The organism is Streptococcus infantis, from assembly GCF_964243025.1.
Lineage (GTDB): Bacteria > Bacillota > Bacilli > Lactobacillales > Streptococcaceae > Streptococcus > Streptococcus infantis_N.
In genome coordinates this window covers 393272-413572 of record NZ_CAXTDJ010000001.1, presented here as the reverse complement: position 1 = coordinate 413572, position 20301 = coordinate 393272, and the positions used below count along the sequence as shown (strand labels likewise).

At 39.0% G+C, this 20301-nt stretch carries 24 protein-coding genes and 1 tRNA gene; 22 read left to right on the top strand and 3 right to left on the bottom strand.

The features are described 5' to 3' along the window. Positions 1 to 27 precede the first annotated feature (27 nt). The 12 genes from ACESNQ_RS02020 (at position 28) to ACESNQ_RS01965 (ending at position 11267) form a co-directional block, all read left to right on the top strand. Positions 28 to 669, top strand: a complete 642-nt coding sequence (locus ACESNQ_RS02020) for a helix-hairpin-helix domain-containing protein (RefSeq protein ID WP_373074612.1) — start codon at positions 28 to 30, stop codon at positions 667 to 669. After that, the gene (locus ACESNQ_RS02015; RefSeq protein ID WP_373074610.1) at positions 653 to 2863 is read left to right on the top strand and encodes a ComEC/Rec2 family competence protein; all 2211 of its coding nucleotides are present in this window, start codon (positions 653 to 655) and stop codon (positions 2861 to 2863) included. The genes ACESNQ_RS02020 and ACESNQ_RS02015 overlap by 17 nt, the downstream gene beginning before the upstream one ends. 122 nt (positions 2864 to 2985) lie before the next feature. After that, complete coding sequence (locus ACESNQ_RS02010; RefSeq protein WP_373074608.1) at positions 2986 to 4272, top strand: peptidase U32 family protein; 1287 nt, start codon at positions 2986 to 2988, stop codon at positions 4270 to 4272. 13 nt (positions 4273 to 4285) lie between these two features. Further along, positions 4286 to 4597: a CHY zinc finger protein gene (locus ACESNQ_RS02005; protein ID WP_373074606.1), complete on the top strand. Its 312-nt coding sequence runs from the start codon at positions 4286 to 4288 to the stop codon at positions 4595 to 4597. 229 nt (positions 4598 to 4826) lie between these two features. Then, positions 4827 to 5027 carry a F0F1 ATP synthase subunit C gene (locus ACESNQ_RS02000; RefSeq protein ID WP_004253309.1) on the top strand — a complete coding sequence of 67 codons (201 nt, stop codon included), beginning with the start codon at positions 4827 to 4829 and terminating at the stop codon, positions 5025 to 5027. 32 nt (positions 5028 to 5059) lie between these two features. After that, positions 5060 to 5776, top strand: coding sequence for a F0F1 ATP synthase subunit A (gene atpB, locus ACESNQ_RS01995; protein WP_004253312.1), 717 nt, complete (start codon positions 5060 to 5062; stop codon positions 5774 to 5776). Between the two features lie 18 nt (positions 5777 to 5794). After that, positions 5795 to 6289 carry a F0F1 ATP synthase subunit B gene (gene atpF, locus ACESNQ_RS01990; RefSeq protein WP_004253314.1) on the top strand — a complete coding sequence of 165 codons (495 nt, stop codon included), beginning with the start codon at positions 5795 to 5797 and terminating at the stop codon, positions 6287 to 6289. Then, positions 6289 to 6825 (top strand): F0F1 ATP synthase subunit delta, encoded by a 537-nt coding sequence (locus ACESNQ_RS01985; RefSeq protein ID WP_281137293.1) that lies wholly within the window; start codon positions 6289 to 6291, stop codon positions 6823 to 6825. The genes atpF and ACESNQ_RS01985 overlap by 1 nt, the downstream gene beginning before the upstream one ends. 14 nt (positions 6826 to 6839) lie before the next feature. Then, positions 6840 to 8345: a F0F1 ATP synthase subunit alpha gene (gene atpA / locus ACESNQ_RS01980; protein WP_004253321.1), complete on the top strand. Its 1506-nt coding sequence runs from the start codon at positions 6840 to 6842 to the stop codon at positions 8343 to 8345. A gap of 15 nt (positions 8346 to 8360) precedes the next feature. Further along, complete coding sequence (locus tag ACESNQ_RS01975; protein ID WP_004253324.1) at positions 8361 to 9239, top strand: F0F1 ATP synthase subunit gamma; 879 nt, start codon at positions 8361 to 8363, stop codon at positions 9237 to 9239. A 191-nt stretch (positions 9240 to 9430) separates the two neighbouring features. Beyond that, on the top strand, positions 9431 to 10837 hold the full coding sequence (gene atpD, locus ACESNQ_RS01970) for a F0F1 ATP synthase subunit beta (protein WP_373074602.1): 1407 nt from the start codon (positions 9431 to 9433) through the stop codon (positions 10835 to 10837). A 10-nt stretch (positions 10838 to 10847) separates the two neighbouring features. Then, positions 10848 to 11267, top strand: a complete 420-nt coding sequence (locus ACESNQ_RS01965; protein WP_373074600.1) for a F0F1 ATP synthase subunit epsilon — start codon at positions 10848 to 10850, stop codon at positions 11265 to 11267. Positions 11268 to 11308: 41 nt separating this feature from the next. On the opposite strand, the gene ACESNQ_RS01960 is transcribed toward ACESNQ_RS01965, so the two are convergent. Continuing rightward, positions 11309 to 12322: a lactonase family protein gene (locus ACESNQ_RS01960; RefSeq protein ID WP_373074598.1), complete on the bottom strand. Its 1014-nt coding sequence runs from the start codon at positions 12320 to 12322 to the stop codon at positions 11309 to 11311. A gap of 185 nt (positions 12323 to 12507) precedes the next feature. Between ACESNQ_RS01960 and ACESNQ_RS01955 the strand changes: the two genes are divergently transcribed. From ACESNQ_RS01955 to hbs, 4 genes are all read left to right on the top strand, one after another. Continuing rightward, positions 12508 to 13671 carry an AI-2E family transporter gene (locus ACESNQ_RS01955; protein WP_373074596.1) on the top strand — a complete coding sequence of 388 codons (1164 nt, stop codon included), beginning with the start codon at positions 12508 to 12510 and terminating at the stop codon, positions 13669 to 13671. Next, the gene (locus ACESNQ_RS01950; protein WP_373074594.1) at positions 13661 to 14893 is read left to right on the top strand and encodes a tetratricopeptide repeat protein; all 1233 of its coding nucleotides are present in this window, start codon (positions 13661 to 13663) and stop codon (positions 14891 to 14893) included. The genes ACESNQ_RS01955 and ACESNQ_RS01950 overlap by 11 nt, the downstream gene beginning before the upstream one ends. 170 nt (positions 14894 to 15063) lie before the next feature. Next, a complete protein-coding gene (fakB, locus tag ACESNQ_RS01945) occupies positions 15064 to 15900 on the top strand; it encodes a DegV family protein (RefSeq protein WP_049495720.1) in 837 nt (278 codons plus the stop codon). 108 nt (positions 15901 to 16008) lie between these two features. Continuing rightward, the gene (hbs, locus tag ACESNQ_RS01940; protein ID WP_004253345.1) at positions 16009 to 16284 is read left to right on the top strand and encodes a non-specific DNA-binding protein Hbs; all 276 of its coding nucleotides are present in this window, start codon (positions 16009 to 16011) and stop codon (positions 16282 to 16284) included. A gap of 212 nt (positions 16285 to 16496) precedes the next feature. On the opposite strand, the gene ACESNQ_RS01935 is transcribed toward hbs, so the two are convergent. Together ACESNQ_RS01935 and ACESNQ_RS01930 are read right to left on the bottom strand one after the other, a co-directional pair. Next, on the bottom strand, positions 16497 to 16739 hold the full coding sequence (locus ACESNQ_RS01935) for a type B 50S ribosomal protein L31 (RefSeq protein WP_004253349.1): 243 nt from the start codon (positions 16737 to 16739) through the stop codon (positions 16497 to 16499). 92 nt (positions 16740 to 16831) lie between these two features. Further along, on the bottom strand, positions 16832 to 17770 hold the full coding sequence (locus ACESNQ_RS01930) for a DHH family phosphoesterase (protein WP_373074591.1): 939 nt from the start codon (positions 17768 to 17770) through the stop codon (positions 16832 to 16834). 103 nt (positions 17771 to 17873) lie between these two features. Between ACESNQ_RS01930 and ACESNQ_RS01925 the strand changes: the two genes are divergently transcribed. The 6 genes from ACESNQ_RS01925 to ACESNQ_RS01900 all read left to right on the top strand — a co-directional run bounded on the left by ACESNQ_RS01925 (position 17874) and on the right by ACESNQ_RS01900 (position 19975). Further along, positions 17874 to 18317 (top strand): flavodoxin, encoded by a 444-nt coding sequence (locus ACESNQ_RS01925; RefSeq protein WP_004253355.1) that lies wholly within the window; start codon positions 17874 to 17876, stop codon positions 18315 to 18317. 115 nt (positions 18318 to 18432) lie between these two features. Further along, entirely contained in the window at positions 18433 to 18699 is a 267-nt protein-coding gene (locus tag ACESNQ_RS01920) for a chorismate mutase (protein WP_314945304.1), read from the top strand. Then, on the top strand, positions 18696 to 19070 hold the full coding sequence (crcB, locus tag ACESNQ_RS01915) for a fluoride efflux transporter CrcB (protein ID WP_373074588.1): 375 nt from the start codon (positions 18696 to 18698) through the stop codon (positions 19068 to 19070). Before ACESNQ_RS01920 ends, crcB (ACESNQ_RS01915) begins: the two co-directional genes overlap by 4 nt. Beyond that, a complete protein-coding gene (crcB, locus tag ACESNQ_RS01910) occupies positions 19064 to 19393 on the top strand; it encodes a fluoride efflux transporter CrcB (protein ID WP_373074586.1) in 330 nt (109 codons plus the stop codon). The genes crcB (ACESNQ_RS01915) and crcB (ACESNQ_RS01910) overlap by 7 nt, the downstream gene beginning before the upstream one ends. Before the next feature lie 118 nt (positions 19394 to 19511). Next, on the top strand, positions 19512 to 19859 hold the full coding sequence (gene rplS / locus ACESNQ_RS01905; RefSeq protein ID WP_001068669.1) for a 50S ribosomal protein L19: 348 nt from the start codon (positions 19512 to 19514) through the stop codon (positions 19857 to 19859). Positions 19860 to 19903: 44 nt separating this feature from the next. After that, positions 19904 to 19975: transfer RNA gene (locus ACESNQ_RS01900), tRNA-Arg, on the top strand. The last annotated feature ends 326 nt before the right edge of the window (positions 19976 to 20301 follow it).

Here is a 20301-nt window from a genome sequence, read left to right as displayed (position 1 = left end):
TACGAATAAGCTAAGAGAGGAGAAAATATGGAAGAACTTATAGAAAAAATCAAAGAATATAAAATCATTGTTATCTGTGCTAGTTTGGGCATGGTCTTAGGCGGATTTTTCATCCTAAAGCCAGTTGCTCAAACACCGGCTAAGGAAAGCAATTTGCAAACAGAAGTTACAACTGTTTCAAAGGATTCGACGGATGAAAAGGAAGATAAAAATCAGAAGGAAGAAGCGGTAGAGCAAGATCTAATTACTGTCGATGTCAAAGGTGCTGTCAAATCACCTGGAATCTATGACTTGCCAGTTGGAAGTCGGATCAATGATGCTGTTCAAAAAGCGGGTGGACTGACAGATAATGCTGATAGTAAGTCTATCAATCTTGCCCAGAGAATTAGTGACGAAGCGCTTGTCTATGTTCCAACTAAGGAAGAAGCTACCAGTCAAGAGGCGCATTCAAATGCTTTCAATACCAAAGAAAATAAGAAAGTTAATCTCAATAAAGCCAGTTTAGAGGAGCTGAAACAAGTCAAGGGGTTGGGAGCCAAACGTGCTCAGGATATCATCGACCATCGTGAGTCTAACGGTAAGTTTAAGTCAGTTGATGAACTAAAAAAGGTTTCTGGTATTGGTGCAAAAACGATAGAAAAGTTAAAAGAGTATGTCACAGTGGATTAGTCGATTTCCCATCCCAAAAATCTATCTCAGTTTTCTCCTGCTTTGGCTCTACTATGCTATCTTTTCAGCAAGCTTTTTAGCACTTTTGGGCTTTGTCTTTTTACTGCTCTGCCTCTTTTTTCAATTTCCATGGAAGACTGTGGTCAAGGTTCTCTTTGTTTGTGGTCTTTTTGGAAGCTGGTTTATATTTCAAAAATGGCAACAAGAAGAAGCGAGTCAACATCTTGTTGACTCAGTTAATACGGTACGAATCTTGCCTGATACTATCAAGGTCAATGGAGATAGTTTATCCTTTCGTGGGAAGGCTGATGGCAGACTCTTTCAGGTCTATTATAAATTCCAGTCAGAGGCTGAGAAGGAAAAGTTTAAAGAGTTATCTGAACTGCATGAGATGGTAGTAAAAGGAAAGCTAGCTATTCCTCAAGGAGCAAATAATTTTGCGGGATTTGATTATCGAAACTATCTCAAAACGCAGGGAATCTATCAGACCTTAACGATATCGGAAATGGTCGAATTAAAGAAAACATCCAGCTGGGATATAGGAGATAATCTATCCAGTTTGCGGAGAAAAGCAGTTGTCTGGATAAAAAGGAATTTTCCTGACCCCATGCGCAATTATATGACGGGTCTTTTATTAGGGCACTTGGACACAGATTTTGAGGAAATGAATGAACTCTATTCCAGTCTAGGGATTATTCACCTTTTTGCTCTGTCAGGAATGCAGGTCGGTTTCTTCATGAATGCTTTTAAAAAATCACTCTTACGATTAGGTTTGACGCAAGAGAAGTTCAAATGGCTTGCCTATCCCTTTTCTTTGGTCTATGCAGGTTTGACAGGATTTTCAGCCTCTGTTATTCGTTGTCTCTTACAAAAACTTTTGGCTCAGCATGGCTTCAAGGGGCTGGATAACTTTGCTTTGACAGTCCTTGTCTTGTTTATCGTGATGCCGAATTTCTTCCTAACTGCTGGTGGAGTGCTCTCCTGTGCCTATGCCTTTATCCTGACCATGACTGGTGAAGAAGTAGCAGGGATAAAAGGTCTGGTGAGAGAAAGTTTCATTATTTCCTTAGGAATTCTGCCGATTTTATCATTCTATTTTTCTGAATTTCAACCTTGGTCCATACTCTTAACCTTTGTCTTTTCTTTTTTATTTGATATGGTCTTTCTACCACTTTTATCAATGCTCTTCTGTCTGTCATGGATATATCCTGTTACTCAGTTTAACTTTCTCTTTGAATGGCTAGAGAACATCATACGCTATGTTTCTCAGCTATCTACTAGACCCTTTGTTTTTGGTCAACCAAGTCTTTGGGTTTTGGTATGTCTATTAGTCTCTTTAGCGCTAATTTATGATTATCGTAAAAATTTGAAGAAAGCACCTTTGCTTATCCTATTTATCGTTTCCCTTTTCTTAGTAACCAAACATCCACTGGAAAATGAAATCACAGTTCTAGACATGGAGCAGGGATGTAGCATTTTCCTAAGAGACATGACAGGAAAGACAATATTACTGGATGTCGGTGAAAAGTTAGCAGTTGAGAAAAAAGAAGCTTGGCAGGAGAAAGTCACCTCGAGTGTTGCCAAACGGAGTTTAATTCCCTATCTGAAAAGTAGAGGAGTGGCAAAGATTGATCAGCTTGTTTTAACGGATAGTGAACCTAAGCAGCTAGACCATCTACTAGAAATTAGTAAAGCCTTCAATCTTGGAGAGATTCTAGTAACTGAAGAAACTCTATCTAAAAGAGAATTTATGGATAAATTAAAAGAAAGTAACTTGAAAATACGTCCTATTAAAACAGGAGAGCAGTTAGTTATTTTTGGGAGTAGTTTAGAAGTAATCGAAAATCAAAACAGGGATAGTAAAGCCTCAATAGCAATGTATGGAAAGCTACTAAATCAAACTTTTCTAGTCACTGGAAATATAGAGGAGAAGTTCTTAAACAAGTCTTATCCAAAAATCCAAGCAGATGTGGTGCTAACACATCAGCAAGTATCGAAGAAAAAGACAGATGTCCAAGTCTTCGAAATCTTTCAGCCTAAAATCACTGTCATTTCTGTTGACAAGAAGAATAAATTTAAAGAAAAAAATGGGGAGAATAACCAAGAACTTGGGAATTCGATTTACAAAACGGATCAAAAGGGGGCCATTCGTTTTAAAGGTTGGAGTGCTTGGCAAATAGAAACAGTTCGCTGAGCTTAACTTTTCAAGAAAATTAAAATTGTCTAAACAATCAATCAAAACTTGATTTTAGAACCTTTTTGCTATAAAATGGTAAAGATTAGTGTCAAACTTTTATATTGCAAATAGGAGAAAACATGACAAAAACTTTGAAACGTCCTGAGGTTCTATCACCTGCAGGAACACTTGAAAAACTAAAAGTAGCTGTTCAATATGGAGCAGATGCTGTCTTTATCGGTGGTCAGGCCTATGGTCTTCGTAGCCGTGCAGGGAACTTTACTTTCGAACAAATGGAAGAAGGAGTACAGTTCGCGGCTAAGCATGGAGCTAAGGTATATGTAGCTGCTAATATGGTCATGCACGAAGGAAACGAAGAAGGGGCCGGCGAATGGTTCCGTAAATTACGTGATATTGGAATTGCAGCGGTCATCGTGTCTGATCCAGCCTTGATTATGATTGCGGCAACAGAAGCACCTGGGCTTGAAATCCACCTTTCAACACAAGCAAGTGCGACCAACTATGAAACTCTAGAATTCTGGAAAGAACTTGGTTTGACTCGTGTCGTTTTAGCGCGTGAGGTTTCCATGGAAGAATTGGCAGAGATTCGCAAACGTACAGATGTGGAAATTGAAGCCTTCGTTCACGGAGCTATGTGTATCTCATACTCTGGTCGTTGTACTCTTTCTAACCACATGAGTATGCGTGACGCCAACCGTGGTGGATGCTCTCAGTCTTGCCGTTGGAAATATGACCTTTACGATATGCCGTTCGGTAAGGAACGTAAGAGTCTCAAGGGAGAAATTCCTGAAGAATTCTCTATGTCTGCGGTTGATATGTCTATGATTGACCATATCCCAGATATGATTGAAAATGGTGTGGACAGTCTGAAGATTGAGGGCCGTATGAAGTCTATCCACTATGTTTCAACAGTAACAAACTGCTACAAGGCTGCTGTTGATGCCTATCTTGAGAGTCCTGAAAAGTTTGAAGCTATCAAGCAAGACTTGATTGATGAAATGTGGAAGGTTGCCCAACGTGAGTTGGCTACAGGTTTCTACTACGGAACACCATCTGAAAATGAGCAACTTTTCGGAGCTCGTCGTAAGATTCCAGAATACAAGTTTGTTGCTGAAGTAGTAGCTTATGATGCTGCAACTCAAACAGCAACCATTCGCCAACGTAACGTTATCAATGAAGGTGACCAAGTTGAGTTCTACGGACCAGGATTCCGTCATTTTGAAACTTTTATCGAAGACCTTCACGATGCCAAAGGAAATAAAATCGATCGCGCCCCAAATCCAATGGAACTTTTGACTATCAAGGTTCCTCAACCAGTAGAAGCTGGTGACATGGTACGTGCCCTGAAAGAAGGTCTCATCAATCTTTACAAAGAAGATGGAACAAGCGTCACAGTTCGTGCCTAGATAAGGAAAAAGAATGGTTCAAGCTCAGGGCTTACTAGTAGATCATGAAAGCAGATGTGTTCATTACCATAGTGATAAGGATATCGTAGCCTTACAGTGCTATGAGTGTCAGAAATACTATGCCTGTTATCAGTGTCATAATGAACTGGAGTCGCACATATTTTCTCCCTATCCTTTAAATCTGAAAGAGGATAGACCTATCTTATGTGGATCCTGCAGGAAAACACTAACGTATGAGGAGTATACAGAGACGGGCACATGTCCATTTTGTGATGCTGCATTTAATCCAGCTTGTCAAAATCATTACTCAATTTATTTCAGATAAGAACTGACAAATCTGAGTTGTAAAACTCGGTTTTTTGTTTTCAGAAAACAAGGAAAGATAGTGAAAGTAGTATGAAAAGACAATAAAATTTTCTATATAATTGTCTTGAAAATCCCAAAATTAGAAATAAATGATTCGAAACGCTTTCATTACTAGTAAAAAGTTGACAAAAGCAAATTTTAGGACTAAACTAGGGAGGTAAATTTAATTTAAAAAAGGAGAATTCGTCATGAATTTAACATTTTTCGGACTTTGTCTTGCCTGTATGGGTGTATCTATTGCTGAAGGATTGATTATGAGTAATCTCTTCAAGTCTGCCGCTCGTCAACCTGAAATTATTGACCAATTACGCAGCCTTTTAATTCTTGGTGTTGCCTTTGTAGAAGGTACCTTCTTTGTAACCCTAGCGATGGCATTTGTCATTAAATAGACAACTCTATTTAGAAATGGAGGTGTCAAACCATGGAAGAAAGTTTGAATCCAACTGTTAATATTGGACCAATATCCTTTGATTTGACCCTGCTTGCCATGTCTCTTGTAACTGTTTTGATGGTTTTTGCCTTTGTCTATTGGGCAAGTCGAAAAATGACCATCCGTCCCAAGGGCAAACAAAATGCTCTTGAGATGATTTATGACTTTGTGGTTAGTTTTGCAAAACCAAACATTGGAGATTCATACATCAAGGACTATTCCTTGTTCCTATTTTCTCTATTCTTGTTTATCTTGGTTGCCAATAATATTGGTTTAATGGCAAAAGTACAAACAACAAACGGTTATAACTTGTGGACTTCTCCAACAGCCAACCTTGGATACGATTTATCCCTCTCATTATTGATCACTTTGATCGCTCATGTAGAAGGAGTTCGTCGTAGAGGCGTTAAAGAATATTTGAGAGCATTTGTTACACCTGGCTTCATGACTCCGATGAACATTTTAGAAGAGTTCACCAATTTTGCCTCTTTGGCGATTCGGATTTACGGAAATATTTTTGCCGGTGAGGTTTTAGCAGGATTGCTATTGGCCTTGTCACAACATGCCTTGTATTGGTATCCTTTTGCCTTTATTGCAAACATGTTATGGACAGCATTTTCGATTTTCATTTCATGTATTCAAGCTTATGTATTTACCATGTTGTCATCTATGTACATTGGTAAAAAAATAAATGAAGGGGAAGAGTAAGTAGAGGAGGATTAGAAGATGGATTTAACTATTAGTACCATTATTGGTGACTTTATTCTGATCGCTGGTTCCTTCCTTTTATTGATCTTTTTAGTGAAGAAATATGCTTGGGGAAATATTACCAGTGTCTTAGATGAACGCGCTGAAAAGATTTCTTCAGATATTGATGGTGCCGAAGAAGCCCGTAAAAAGGCAGAGGAACTTGCTAGCAAACGCGAAGCTGAGTTAGCAGGCAGCCGTACCGAAGCTAAAACGATTATCGAGAATGCAAAGGAAACAGCTGAGAAAAGTAAAGCTGATATTTTGGCCGAAGCTAAACTTGAAGCTGGGCGCTTAAAAGAAAAAGCCAACCAAGAAATTGCTCAAAATAAAGCTGAAGCTTTACAAAGTGTTAAGGGAGATGTGGCAGACTTGACAATCAGTCTAGCTGGAAAAATTATCTCCCAAAACCTTGACAGTCAGGCCCATAAAGAACTCATTGATCAGTATATCGATCAGCTAGGAGAAGCTTAATGGACAAAAAGACTCTAAAGGTAATTGAAAAATACAGCATGCCTTTTGTCCAATTAGTGATTGAAAAAGGAGAAGAAGACTCTATTTTTTCAGACTTGTCTCAAATCAAGCAAGTAGCTGAAGAAACAGGCTTACCTTCTTTTTTAGCTCAGGTGGCAGTAGATGAGTCGGATAAAGAAAAAACGGTTCGTTTTTTCCAAGATTCTGTGTCACCTTTAGTACAAAACTTTATCGAGGTTCTACTTTACAATCACAGATCAAACCTGTTTTATGATGTGATTGTAGATTGCTTGAATCGTCTTGAAAAAGAAACCAATCGTTTTGAAGTGACTATTTTGTCTGCACATCCTTTGACTGGTGAACAGAAAGAACGACTAATTCCTCTCATCGAGAAAAAGATGTCTCTAAAAGTTCGTAGCATTAAGGAAAAAATTGACGATAGTTTAATCGGTGGTTTTGTTATTTTTGCCAATCACAAGACAATTGATGTGAGTATTAAACAACAACTTAAAGTTGTTAAGGAAAATTTGAAATAGAAAGTGGTGTTCTTTTGGCAATTAACGCACAAGAAATCAGCGCTTTAATTAAGCAACAAATTGAAAATTTCAAACCCAATTTTGATGTGACTGAAACAGGTGTTGTAACCTATATTGGTGACGGGATTGCGCGTGCTCATGGTCTTGAAAATGCCATGAGTGGTGAGCTGTTGATTTTTGAAAATGGCTCTTATGGTATGGCGCAAAACTTGGAATCAACAGATGTCGGTATTATCATCCTTGGGGACTTTACAGATATCCGTGAAGGCGATACAATTCGTCGTACAGGGAAAATCATGGAAGTTCCAGTTGGTGATAGCTTGATTGGACGTGTTGTCGATCCCCTTGGTCGTCCTGTAGACGGTTTGGGTCCGATTAACACAGATAAGACTCGTCCAGTTGAAGCACCAGCTCCTGGTGTTATGCAACGTAAGTCTGTATCAGAACCATTGCAAACAGGTTTGAAAGCTATTGACGCCCTTGTTCCAATCGGTCGTGGCCAACGTGAGTTGATCATTGGTGACCGTCAAACAGGGAAGACAACTATCGCTATTGACGCTATCTTGAACCAAAAAGGTCAAGATATGATTTGTATCTATGTAGCGATTGGACAAAAAGAATCAACAGTTCGTACACAAGTAGAAACACTTCGTCAGTACGGTGCCTTGGATTACACAATCGTTGTGACAGCCTCAGCTTCACAACCTTCTCCATTGCTCTTCCTTGCTCCTTATGCAGGGGTTGCTATGGCAGAAGAATTCATGTACCAAGGGAAGCATGTGTTGATCGTTTATGATGACCTATCTAAACAAGCGGTAGCTTATCGTGAACTTTCTCTCTTGCTCCGTCGTCCACCAGGTCGTGAGGCCTTCCCAGGGGATGTTTTCTACCTTCACAGCCGTCTACTTGAGCGTTCTGCTAAAGTTTCAGATGAGCTTGGCGGTGGATCTATCACGGCTCTTCCATTTATCGAGACCCAAGCAGGAGATATCTCAGCCTATATCGCGACAAACGTAATCTCTATTACGGATGGACAAATCTTCCTAAGTGATAGTCTCTTTAATGCGGGTATTCGTCCAGCTATTGATGCGGGTTCTTCTGTATCTCGTGTTGGTGGTTCAGCTCAGATTAAAGCCATGAAGAAAGTTGCTGGTACTCTTCGTATCGACCTTGCTTCATACCGAGAGTTGGAAGCCTTCACTAAATTTGGTTCAGACTTGGATGCTGCTACTCAGGCTAAATTGAACCGTGGTCGTCGTACTGTAGAAGTATTGAAACAACCTGTTCATAAACCACTACCTGTTGAGAAACAAGTAACCATTCTGTATGCCTTGACTCATGGATTCTTGGATACTATATCAGTTGATGATATTGTTCGTTTTGAGGAAGAATTCCATGCCTTCTTTGATGCGCAACATCCAGAGATTTTGGAAACTATTCGTGAAACAAAAGACTTGCCAGAAGAAGCAGTCTTGGATGCTGCGATTACTGAGTTTCTCAACCAATCCAGCTTCCAATAAGAATAGAGGTGTCAGATGGCAGTATCTCTAAATGATATTAAAACAAAAATCGCCTCAACGAAAAATACTAGTCAAATTACTAACGCCATGCAGATGGTTTCTGCAGCTAAGTTAGGTCGTTCTGAAGAAGCTGCACGCAACTTCCAGATTTATGCTCAAAAAGTCCGTAAACTCCTTACAGACATCCTTCACGGTGATGGTGCTGGCGGATCAACAAATCCAATGTTGATTAGTCGCCCTGTCAAAAAAACAGGCTATATCGTCATTACATCTGACCGTGGTCTTGTTGGAGGATATAACTCTTCAATCTTGAAGGCTGTCATGGAACTGCAACAAGAATACCATCCTTCAGGTGATGATTTTGAAGTCATCTGTATCGGTGGTATGGGAGCAGACTTCTTTAAAGCTCGTGGTATTCAGCCAATTTATGAATTGCGTGGTCTAGCCAGTCAACCAAGCTTCGATGAAGTTCGCAAGATTATTTCAAAAACCATTGAAATGTATCAAAATGAACTTTTCGATGAGCTCTATGTTTGCTACAACCACCACGTGAATACACTGACAAGTCAAATGCGTGTGGAGCAGATGCTTCCAATTGTCGACTTGGACCCAAATGAAGCAGATGATAACTACAGCTTGACATTTGAGCTTGAAACAAGTCGTGAAGAAATCTTGGATCAACTATTGCCACAGTTTGCAGAAAGTATGATTTACGGTGCTATTATTGATGCCAAGACAGCTGAAAATGCGGCAGGGATGACAGCTATGCAAACAGCTACAGATAATGCTAAAAAAGTTATCAATGATTTGACTATCCAGTATAACCGTGCCAGACAGGCGGCGATTACACAAGAAATTACAGAAATTGTAGCAGGAGCTAGTGCTTTAGAATAGGCTCTAGTCCAGCTCGTATGAAAATGAACTTATACTCAATGAAAATCAAAGAGCAAACTAGGAAGCTAGCCGCAGGCTGTACTTGAGTACGGTAAGTCGACGCTGACGTGGTTTGAATTAGATTTTCGAAGAGTATTAGGACCTAGTTGAGCTAGGAACCGATAGTATCTTATACAGAATAGGAGAAGTAGATGAGTTCAGGTAAAATTGCTCAGGTTATCGGTCCCGTTGTAGACGTCATGTTTGCAGCAGGTGAGAAACTACCAGAGATTAATAATGCACTTGTCGTCTACAAAAATGACGAAAGAAAAACAAAAATCGTCCTTGAAGTAGCCTTGGAGTTGGGAGATGGTATGGTTCGTACCATCGCTATGGAATCAACTGATGGCTTGACCCGTGGTTTGGAAGTATTGGACACAGGTCGTCCAATCTCAGTACCAGTTGGGAAAGAAACTCTAGGACGTGTCTTCAACGTTTTGGGAGATACCATTGACTTGGAAGCTCCTTTTGGTGAAGATGCAGAGCGTCAGCCAATTCATAAAAAAGCACCAACTTTTGATGAATTGTCAACCTCTTCAGAAATTCTAGAAACAGGGATCAAGGTTATCGACCTTCTTGCCCCTTACCTTAAAGGTGGTAAAGTCGGACTCTTCGGTGGTGCCGGAGTTGGTAAGACCGTATTGATTCAAGAATTGATTCACAACATTGCCCAAGAACACGGTGGGATCTCAGTATTTACTGGTGTTGGGGAACGTACTCGTGAAGGGAACGACCTCTACTGGGAAATGAAAGAATCAGGTGTTATCGAAAAAACAGCCATGGTATTTGGTCAAATGAATGAGCCACCAGGAGCACGTATGCGTGTTGCCCTTACTGGTTTGACAATTGCTGAATACTTCCGTGATGTAGAAGGTCAAGACGTTCTTCTCTTCATTGACAACATTTTCCGTTTCACACAAGCTGGTTCAGAAGTATCTGCCCTTTTGGGTCGTATGCCATCAGCCGTTGGTTACCAGCCAACACTCGCAACTGAAATGGGTCAATTGCAAGAACGTATCACGTCAACTAAGAAGGGGTCTGTAACCTCTATCCAGGCCATCTACGTGCCAGCGGATGACTATACTGACCCAGCGCCAGCAACAGCTTTCGCTCACTTGGATTCAACAACCAACTTGGAACGTAAATTGGTTCAATTGGGGATCTACCCTGCCGTTGACCCTCTTGCTTCAAGTTCACGTGCCTTGGCACCTGAAATCGTTGGAGAAGAGCACTATGCAGTAGCTGCAGAAGTGAAACGTGTGCTTCAACGTTACCATGAGTTGCAAGATATCATCGCCATCCTTGGTATGGATGAACTTTCTGATGAAGAAAAGACTTTAGTTGCTCGTGCACGCCGTATTCAGTTCTTCCTGTCACAAAACTTCAATGTTGCGGAACAATTTACTGGTCAACCAGGATCTTATGTTCCAGTAGCTGAAACAGTTCGTGGATTTAAGGAAATTCTTGACGGTAAACACGATCACCTTCCAGAAGATGCCTTCCGTGGAGTAGGTTCAATCGAAGATGTTATTGCTAAGGCTGAAAAAATGGGATTTTAAGAGGTGATCTATGGCACATTTAACTGTCCAGATCGTGACACCAGATGGCCTCGTCTATGATCACCATGCCAGCTTTGTATCGGTACGAACTCTGGATGGTGAGATGGGGATCTTGCCACGACATGAAAATATGATTGCGGTTCTAGCAGTTGATGAAGTAAAGGTTAAACGCATCGATGATGATACTCATGTGAACTGGATTGCAGTAAACGGAGGAATTATTGAGATTGCTAATAATGTCATTACCATTATTGCTGACTCAGCTGAACGTGCGCGCGATATTGATGTTAGTCGTGCAGAACGTGCTAAACTTCGTGCAGAACGTGAAATCGAAGAAGCACATGACAAACACTTAATCGACCAAGAGCGCCGTGCTAAAATTGCATTGCAACGTGCTATTAACCGTATCAATGTCGGAAATAAATTATAAAATAAAAAATGAACTTGTAAAACAAGTTCATTTTTTATGCCCTATTTATTGAAACTTATGCAGACTGCTTCAGGAACATGAAATTCATTAGAGAGTTCTGCCAGTCTACCAGTTTCAGGATTGCGCTTAAAGACAGTCGCGTTATCAGAATCCTGGTGAACAGCGATAAGGAATTCTTGGTCAGGTGACAAATCAAAATCACGTGGATTTTTCCCATTGGTTGGAACAATCTCTAATAATTCCAAGCTTCCATCTGCTAAAATGCTATAAACAGCGATAGAATCATGGCCTCGGTTAGAAGCGTAGAGGAATTTGCCATCTTTAGAAAGACGAATAGCCGCAGTACCATTAAAGCCACTATAGTCATCTGGTAAGGTTGAAATGACCTGCATTTGTTCAAATTCTCCAACACCATCGTAAATCAATACTTCAATCGTACTGTTGAGTTCACAGATGAGATAAGCAATCTTGTAGTGGTGGTGGAAAACAAGGTGACGAGCACCAGCACCAGGATTACAATTATAAGTTGCTAGTTTAGTCAACTTTCCTTCTAGATTGACATCATAGGTAATGACCTCGTCAGTACCTAAGTCACAAGTTACCAAATATTGGTCTGGTGTTAAATCGGTGTAGTGTACGTGGGGAGAAGCTTGGTTTTCATGTGGACCATGGCCAGTGTGTTGAACTTTGTCTGCCAATTCAAGACAGCCATCTTCTTTACGTTTATAGACTAGAACTTGACCTTTATGATAGTTAGCGCCATAGACTAGACTTCGTGTCTCATCGACTGCAACATAGCAGTGAGGAGCACCTTCTTCAACGACGTGATTAAGGAGGACACCATCAGTTTTGTATGCTGTGATTCCACCTTTGCCATCATGGCTTCCGACAGTATAGAGATGCTGATGCTGATCGAAGGCTAGGTAGGTTGGACTTGGCTCGGTTGCAAATAGTTCTAGATTTGAGAGTTTGCCAGTCTCAGTATCAAAATCAGCCTTGTAAATCCCTTGAGAAATACGTCGTGTATAGGTTCCAAAATATACTATTTCTTTCATATTCATACCTCTAGAAAAAGATAATTCAATTATAACATAAAAAGGCTTGCTAGATGAAAAATCTAAGTCAGTAAAATAGCTCGTCCCTTGTCGAGAATACAAATTTATCCCTTGCTAAAAGACTATAAAAAGCCTTATTTTTTTAAAACATGGTATAATGTTAGAACAAAGGAAAGGAAGAAAAAATGGAACAAAAAGAGAAACACTTTACCTTATCTTGGTTTTTTAAATGGTTTTTAGACAATAAAGCGATCACTGTTTTCTTGGTGACCTTGTTATTAGGTCTCAATATTTTTATTCTCAGTAAAATTAGCTTTTTATTTTTCCCAGTTATAGACTTTTTATCAGTAGTGATGTTGCCGGTTATCTTATCGGGTCTACTTTTTTACCTCTTAAATCCACTAGTAGATCTGATGGAGAAGTACAAGATTAACCGTGTCTTAGCCATTAGTATTATCTTTGTCATTATTGCAATACTCTTGATTATTGGACTAGCCGTTGCCATTCCAAACCTTCAACGTCAAGTAGTAATTTTTGCGCAAAATGTCCCAAGTTATCTCGAGGATGCTGATAGAGTCATTGATGACCTTGTAACCAAGCGTTTGCCAGATGACTTTAGACCACAACTGGAGCAAGTTTTAGCTAATTTTTCAACACAAGCAACTGCTTGGGCAAGTAATATTTCTTCTAAGGCTGTTAACTGGGTGAGTGCTCTTATCAGTGGAACGTCACAGGTCATTGTCGCTCTGATCATCATGCCATTTATGCTCTTTTATCTCCTTCGAGATGGAAAAGGACTTAGAGACTATATTACTCAATTCTTACCAAATAAATTGAGAGAACCAGTTGGTAAGGTTCTTTCAGAAGTCAATCAACAACTTTCTAATTATGTTCGAGGGCAAATTACAGTGGCTGTAATCGTAGCTATCATGTTTATTATCTTCTTTAAGATAATTGGGCTTCGATATGCTGTTACTTTAGGTATCACAGCTGGTATTCTCAATTTAGTTCCTTATCTAGGTAGTTTTCTTGCAATGATTCCAGCCCTTGTTTTGGGTTTGATTGCTGGTCCTGTTATGCTCTTAAAAGTTATTATCGTTTTCATTGTAGAGCAAACTATAGAGGGACGTTTTGTTTCTCCACTGATTTTGGGTAGTCAATTAAATATTCACCCAATTACTATTCTTTTTGTACTGTTAACTTCAGGATCCATGTTTGGTATTTGGGGTGTATTGCTAGGTATTCCAATCTACGCTTCCGCAAAAGTAGTCATCTCAGCGATTTTTGATTGGTATAAAGGAGTTAGTGGACTTTATGAACCAGTAGAGGAGACTGAAGGTGAACAATAGTCAACAAATGCTCGAGGCCTTGGAGCAACAAGATTTATCAAGAGCTGATTCTTTTTTCCAAAAAGCCCTAGAGGAAGATTCAGATGAAGTTCTTCTTGAACTTTCTGCTTATTTGGAAGGGATTGGTTTCTTCCCACAAGCTGCACAAATCTATGAGAAACTAGCACCGAAATTTCCAGAAGTCTACATAAATCTAGCTGCAATAGCTGGTGAGGATGGATTGATTGAGGACGCTTTTGATTATTTAGAGAAGATTGGTCCAGAAAGCGAATGGTACGTATCAGCTCTTGCCTTAAAAGCAGATTTATATCAGATGGAAGGATTGACAGATGTTGCGCGTGAGAAGCTCTTAGAAGCTCGTAGCTACTCTGATGACCCTCTCCTGATATTTGGACTAGCCGAGCTAGATAGCGAGCTAGGAAACGATTTAGAAGCCATTAAGGGCTATGCTCAATTAGATAATCGAGTTATCTATGATCAAACTGGAATTTCGACCTATCAGAGAATTGGTCTTGCTTATGCACGTTTAGGTAAGTTTGAATCTGCAATAGAATTTTTAGAAAAAGCCTTAGAATTAGAATATGATGACCAAACAGCCTATGAACTTGCGAGTCTCTATTTTGACCAAGAGGATTATCAAAAAGCAGCTTTATACTTTAAACAACTAGACACTATTTCTCCAGATTTTGAGGGTTATGAATATGGTTATAGTCAAGCACTGCATAAGGAGCATCAGACAGAAGAGGCTCTTAAAATAGCTCAACAGGGCTTGTCAAAAAATCCTTTTGAAACTCGGCTCTTACTTCTTGCATCTCAGCTATCTTATGAGTTGCATCAACCTGAGCAAGCAGAAGCTTATCTGATTCAAGCACAAGAAAACGCTGATGACCAGGAAGAAATTTTGCTACGCTTAGCTACCATATACCAAGAACAAGAAAGATACGAAGATATTCTAGCTTTAGCAGTCTATGAACCTGAGAACCTCTTGACTAAATGGATGATTGCTCGAAGCTATCAAGAGACTGAAGAATTAGATGCAGCATATGATTTCTATAAGGAGCTTGCTACTGAACTCAAGGACAATCCAGGGTTTTTGGAACAGTTTATTTATTTGTTAAGAGAACTCGGTAAGCTAGAAGAAGCAAAAGACTACATTCAATCCTATCTACAATTAGTACCCGATGATTTACAAATGCAAGATTTGTATGATTATTTATCTTAAATACAAAAGATAATCACCAACTATAGGTGATTTTCTTTTTTTATTAAAAAGAAGTATAAATTGCTTTAAATTTAGATGGATTGAGTATGAACTTTTAGCATTTTTTTGATATAATTGTTATAGTTATAAGTTGAATAATCAACAATAGTAAAAATAGAAAGATTAGCAAAATGACAAAAGTAAAAATTGTAACAGATTCTTCGGTTACTATTGAACCGGAAGTGGTTAAAGAATTTGATATTACTGTTGTTCCACTATCTGTAATGATTGATAGCGTCCTTTATTCAGATGCAGATCTTGAAGAAGGAGAATTTCTTCGCTTGATGCAAGCTAGTAAAAATCTTCCTAAGACTAGTCAACCACCAGTGGGACTCTTTGCAGAAATTTTTGATGATTTGGGTAAGGATGGTAGTCAGATTCTAGCTATTCACATGTCCCATGCTTTATCAGGAACTGTTGAAGCGGCTCGTCAAGGAGCAAGTTTGTCAACAGCAGATGTCACTGTTTTGGATAGTTCATTTACAGATCAGGCCTTGAAGTTCCAAGTTGTGGAAGCTGCTAAACTAGCTCAAGAAGGAAAAGACCTTGAAACTATTCTAACCCATGTAGAGGACGTAAAAAATCACACTGAACTCTACATCGGTGTTTCAACTTTAGAAAATCTTGTAAAAGGTGGTCGAATTGGCCGTGTTACTGGTTTGCTGAGCTCTTTACTTAATATTCGAGTAGTTATGCAAATGAAAGACCATGAGCTTCAACCGATTGTCAAAGGACGTGGTTCAAAAACCTTTAAGAAATGGTTGGATGAGTTAGTAGCCACTCTTTCAAATCGTTCAGTAGCTGAGATTGGTATTTCTTATGCAGGTACAAATGAATTTGCAAACGAGATGAAAGCTGTTCTACAACCTTACGTTGAAAAACCGATTTCAGTCCTAGAAACAGGCTCAATTATCCAAACTCACACCGGAGAAAACGCCTGGGCGATCTTAATTCGCTATAATTCCTAAAAAAATGAAGAAAAATTGAGATAAAAGGTGTTTTTGACTTGACCTAAAAGGAATTTTAGGTTATGATTATAAGTGTTAATTAGAAATAATTTTGGAGGATTCATTAACATGGCAAACAAACAAGATTTGATCGCTAAAGTAGCAGAAGCTACAGAATTGACTAAGAAAGATTCAGCAGCAGCAGTTGACGCTGTATTCGCAGCTGTAACTGAATTCCTTTCAGCTGGTGAAAAAGTTCAATTGATCGGTTTTGGTAACTTCGAAGTTCGTAAACGTGCAGCTCGTAAAGGTCGCAACCCACAAACTGGTAAAGAAATCAAAATCAAAGCTTCTAAAGTTCCAGCATTCAAAGCTGGTAAAGCTCTTAAAGAAGCCGTTAAATAATGATTTTATAAAAAACCTATTAATCAAGCGTCAAGCTTGGTTAGTAGGTTTTTTTGCTTTATAGAGGAATTGTAACGAAAGTAGAAGTAGAAATAAGAATTGGGACTATTATAAGCTATAAAAAAATTAAAGCTTGAAAAAATAAAAGAAACAAAAAAACAACTCCGAATCGAAGTTGTTTTCGTTTGACCGTATACAAGTGATGCGGTTGATTATTTGAGACCGTATTTTTTGTTGAAACGATCCACGCGTCCATCTGCTTGAGTGAACTTTTGACGTCCAGTGTAGAATGGGTGTGAGTCTGATGAAATTTCCACACGGATCAATGGGTAAGTTTCGCCTTCGAACTCAACTGTTTCGCTAGAGCGTTTTGTTGAACCGCTAAGGAATTTGTAACCAGTAGTTGTGTCCATAAAGACAACTGGGCGATATTCTGGATGGATATCTTTTTTCATTTTGCAATATTTCCTTTCTGCCATGGTCTCTTTGCGAGCCATAGATTGTTACCATACTAGTCTATCAGATTCTGAAAAGTTTGGCAAGCTTTTTATCTATTTTTCAGCAAGTTTTTTAATTTTTGGTAGATGAGCTCGTTCTCTTCTAAACTATAGGAATTAGCTCCGCTGGCAAGAGGATGGCCACCGCCATCATATTCTTTTGCGACACCGTTTATAGGGACAAATTTACTGCGAAGACGTACGCGGTAGTGACCATCTGCTTGCTCCACAAAGATTCCCCAAAGGCTAACAGTATCAATACGGCCTGGAGCTCCAACGATGGCTGCTGTTTCCGCATCAGTAACGTCGTATTTCTTCAAGATTTCTTGGGTGAGAATAACACGTGCAGCACCATTTTCATCAACTTCTAAGTGGTCATAAACATAACCCTGGAGTTTAGCAATCTTAAAGCTCATAGTATCCATTTTACGAGTTAATTCAGCGTAGTCAAAGTTATGTTCTCTGAGTTGACTTGCGATACGAAGCGTGCGTGCAGAAGTAGAAGGGTAGAGAAAACGACCGGTATCACCAATAATTCCAGCGCAGAGCATTTTAGCAGCGTAGTCGGATAATTCTAAGTTAGTTGCTTCAGCAAAGAGAGCAATCATCTCACTCGCACTACTAGAGTTCGTGTCTACCCAAACAAGATCGCCGTAGACTTCGTCATTTGGATGGTGGTCAATTTTGATAATAGTCTCAGCATTAAGATAACGTTTATCATCAATACGTGCTGTGTTTGCTGTATCACAGATAATGGTAAGTGCACCTTGATAGTCTGTGTCCTCTACCTGATCCATTTTAGCAAGCCAAGTTAAGGTTGGTTCATTAAAACCAACTACTTTTATCGTTTTTTCTGGAAAATGTTGCTCAAGCAAGGCTTTTAAACCTACCTGACTCCCCAGAGCGTCAGGATCTGGTTTCATATGACGGTGGATGATAATAGTATTGTATGCTTTGATTTTTTCTAAAATTTGCTGACAAATTTCCATAATGAACCTCAATTCTTTCTCATTTCATTTTAGCACAAGAGTTTTTATTTTTAAAATGAAAAAGATGTGATATAATGGAGAAAGATTAATTGAGGAGGACCTTATGGCATTAGCAAAAATTGTATTTGCCAGTATGACCGGTAATACTGAAGAAATCGCTGATATTGTAGCAGATAAATTAAGAGAATGTGGTTTAGAAGTGGATGTTGATGAGTGTACAACCGTTGACGCTTCTGACTTTTTAGAAGCAGACATCGCCATTGTCGCAACCTATACCTACGGAGATGGTGAATTACCAGATGAGATGATGGACTTCTACGAAGATCTAGCAGACCTCAACTTGAGCGGTAAAATCTATGGTGTAGTCGGATCAGGTGATACTTTCTACGATGAATTCTGTAAAGCTGTTGATGACTTCGACCGAGTATTTATCGCTACTGGAGCTGAAAAGGGTTCAGAGTGCGTTAAAGTTGACCTTTCTGCCGAGGAAGAAGATATTGAACGCTTGGAGCAATTCGCTGAAGAATTAGCTGCTAAAGTAGGATAAGCATGAAGTGCACTGATGAAAATTGTCAGTGCAGTTTTTATTAAATAGGATTAGGAATTTACTAGCCTATTTAGTGCTTTTTTTGGTACAATAGTTCAATTAAAAAGGAGACTCTATGGATTTAGATAATATTCGACAAGAAATCGATAAAATCGATGACAAGATCGTTCAACTTTTAGAAGAGAGGATGCATTTAGTTGAAGGAGTAGTTGCCTATAAAAAAGCTTCAGGAAAACCTATTCTAGATACTAAAAGAGAAGAAGTTATCTTTGAGAAAGTCAAAAGTCGTGTAGGCAATAAAAAATACGAAGATACAATTGTTGCGTCTTTTTCAGATATTCTCAAACGTTCACGTGATTATCAGGATAAAACGATCAAATGAAAAAAGAAAAATTTTACCCTCTAGGAATCTTTCTAGCTGGTATGCTGGGAGGAATTGTGCGTTTTCAGATTTCGAGATGGTTGCCATCTAGTCCAGACTTCCCATGGGGAACACTAGTAGTCAACTATTTAGGAATTTTTTTCCTTGTCTACCTTGTAAAAGGTTATCTGGTTTATAAGGGAAGTAGTAAAGGCACTATTCTAGCGCTTGGAACAGGATTCTGTGGCGGCTTAACGACATTTTCTAGTCTCCTATTAGATGCAGTGAAATTGCTGGACACAGGGCGCTACCTTAGTTTGGTGACCTATTTGCTTTTGAGCATCGGCGGTGGACTTCTTTTTGCTTATTGTCTAGGGAGGAAGAAATGGTAGTATTTTATCTAGCGCTTGCTTGTGGACTGGGTGCTCTTGTTCGTTATTTCTTTTCCAGTTATAATCAGGGTTCAGTACTGCCTCTAGGAACTCTCATAGCTAATATTCTTGGCTGTTTTCTGATTGGCTTATTTTATAATCATGTGGAAACAAAAGAAGTCTATCTTATTCTTGCAACTGGTTTTTGTGGTGGTCTGACGACATTTTCAACCTTGAATGATGAACTCCAAAGACTGCTCAATGACAAGAAGGCATTTTATAGTTATTTACTTGTGACTTACTTGGGTGGTTTGCTTGCGATTTTTTTGGGAATTTTGCTTTAAATTTCTTTACTTTTTCTAGGAAATTTGATAAACTGTATCTTGTGTGTAATGGACGCACAAAAATACAGTTTATCCGCTGAGGAAGTTTCCTCAAGATTGACAAAGATAGGAGAATAAAATGAATCCATTAATCCAAAGCTTGACTGAAGGTCAACTTCGTACAGATATCCCTTCATTCCGTCCTGGTGACACTGTTCGTGTACACGCGAAAGTTGTCGAAGGAAACCGTGAACGTATCCAGATTTTTGAAGGTGTTGTTATTGCACGTAAAGGTGCTGGCATCTCAGAAAACTACACAGTTCGTAAAATCTCTAACGGTGTAGGTGTTGAACGTATCTTCCCAATCCACACTCCACGTGTTGAAAAGATCGAAGTTGTTCGTTACGGTAAAGTACGTCGTGCGAAATTGTACTACTTGCGTGCTCTTCAAGGTAAGGCAGCTCGTATCAAAGAAATCCGTCGTTAATTCGATGATAAAAAACTCTGCTTATACGGCAGGGTTTTTCTCTAGCTCTCTTAGTTCAATGGATATAACAACTCCCTCCTAAGGAGTAGTTGCAGGTTCGATTCCTGCAGGGGGCATTTTAAGAAGCGTAAAGAAACATAAAGAATATTCAAAGTCTTTATTTATAGGCAATCATCACAATTTAGTTTTTTAAAATAGTATAGTATATTTTGTTTTTTTGACCAAACGTTGACCAAAATTTGACTAAATATTTGTTTTGATTTTGATGATTATGAGGTTAAGTAGATCATAGGAGTAAGTCTTTATAGGTATAAGTTATTTATGCTCGCTATGTTAGTTAAATAATTAATTTTTGACTGATTTATCTCTGTTTAATGTAAATTAGTTATGAGGAATATTGTCTTATTTATATACGAATATATAAAATAATGATACAATAATA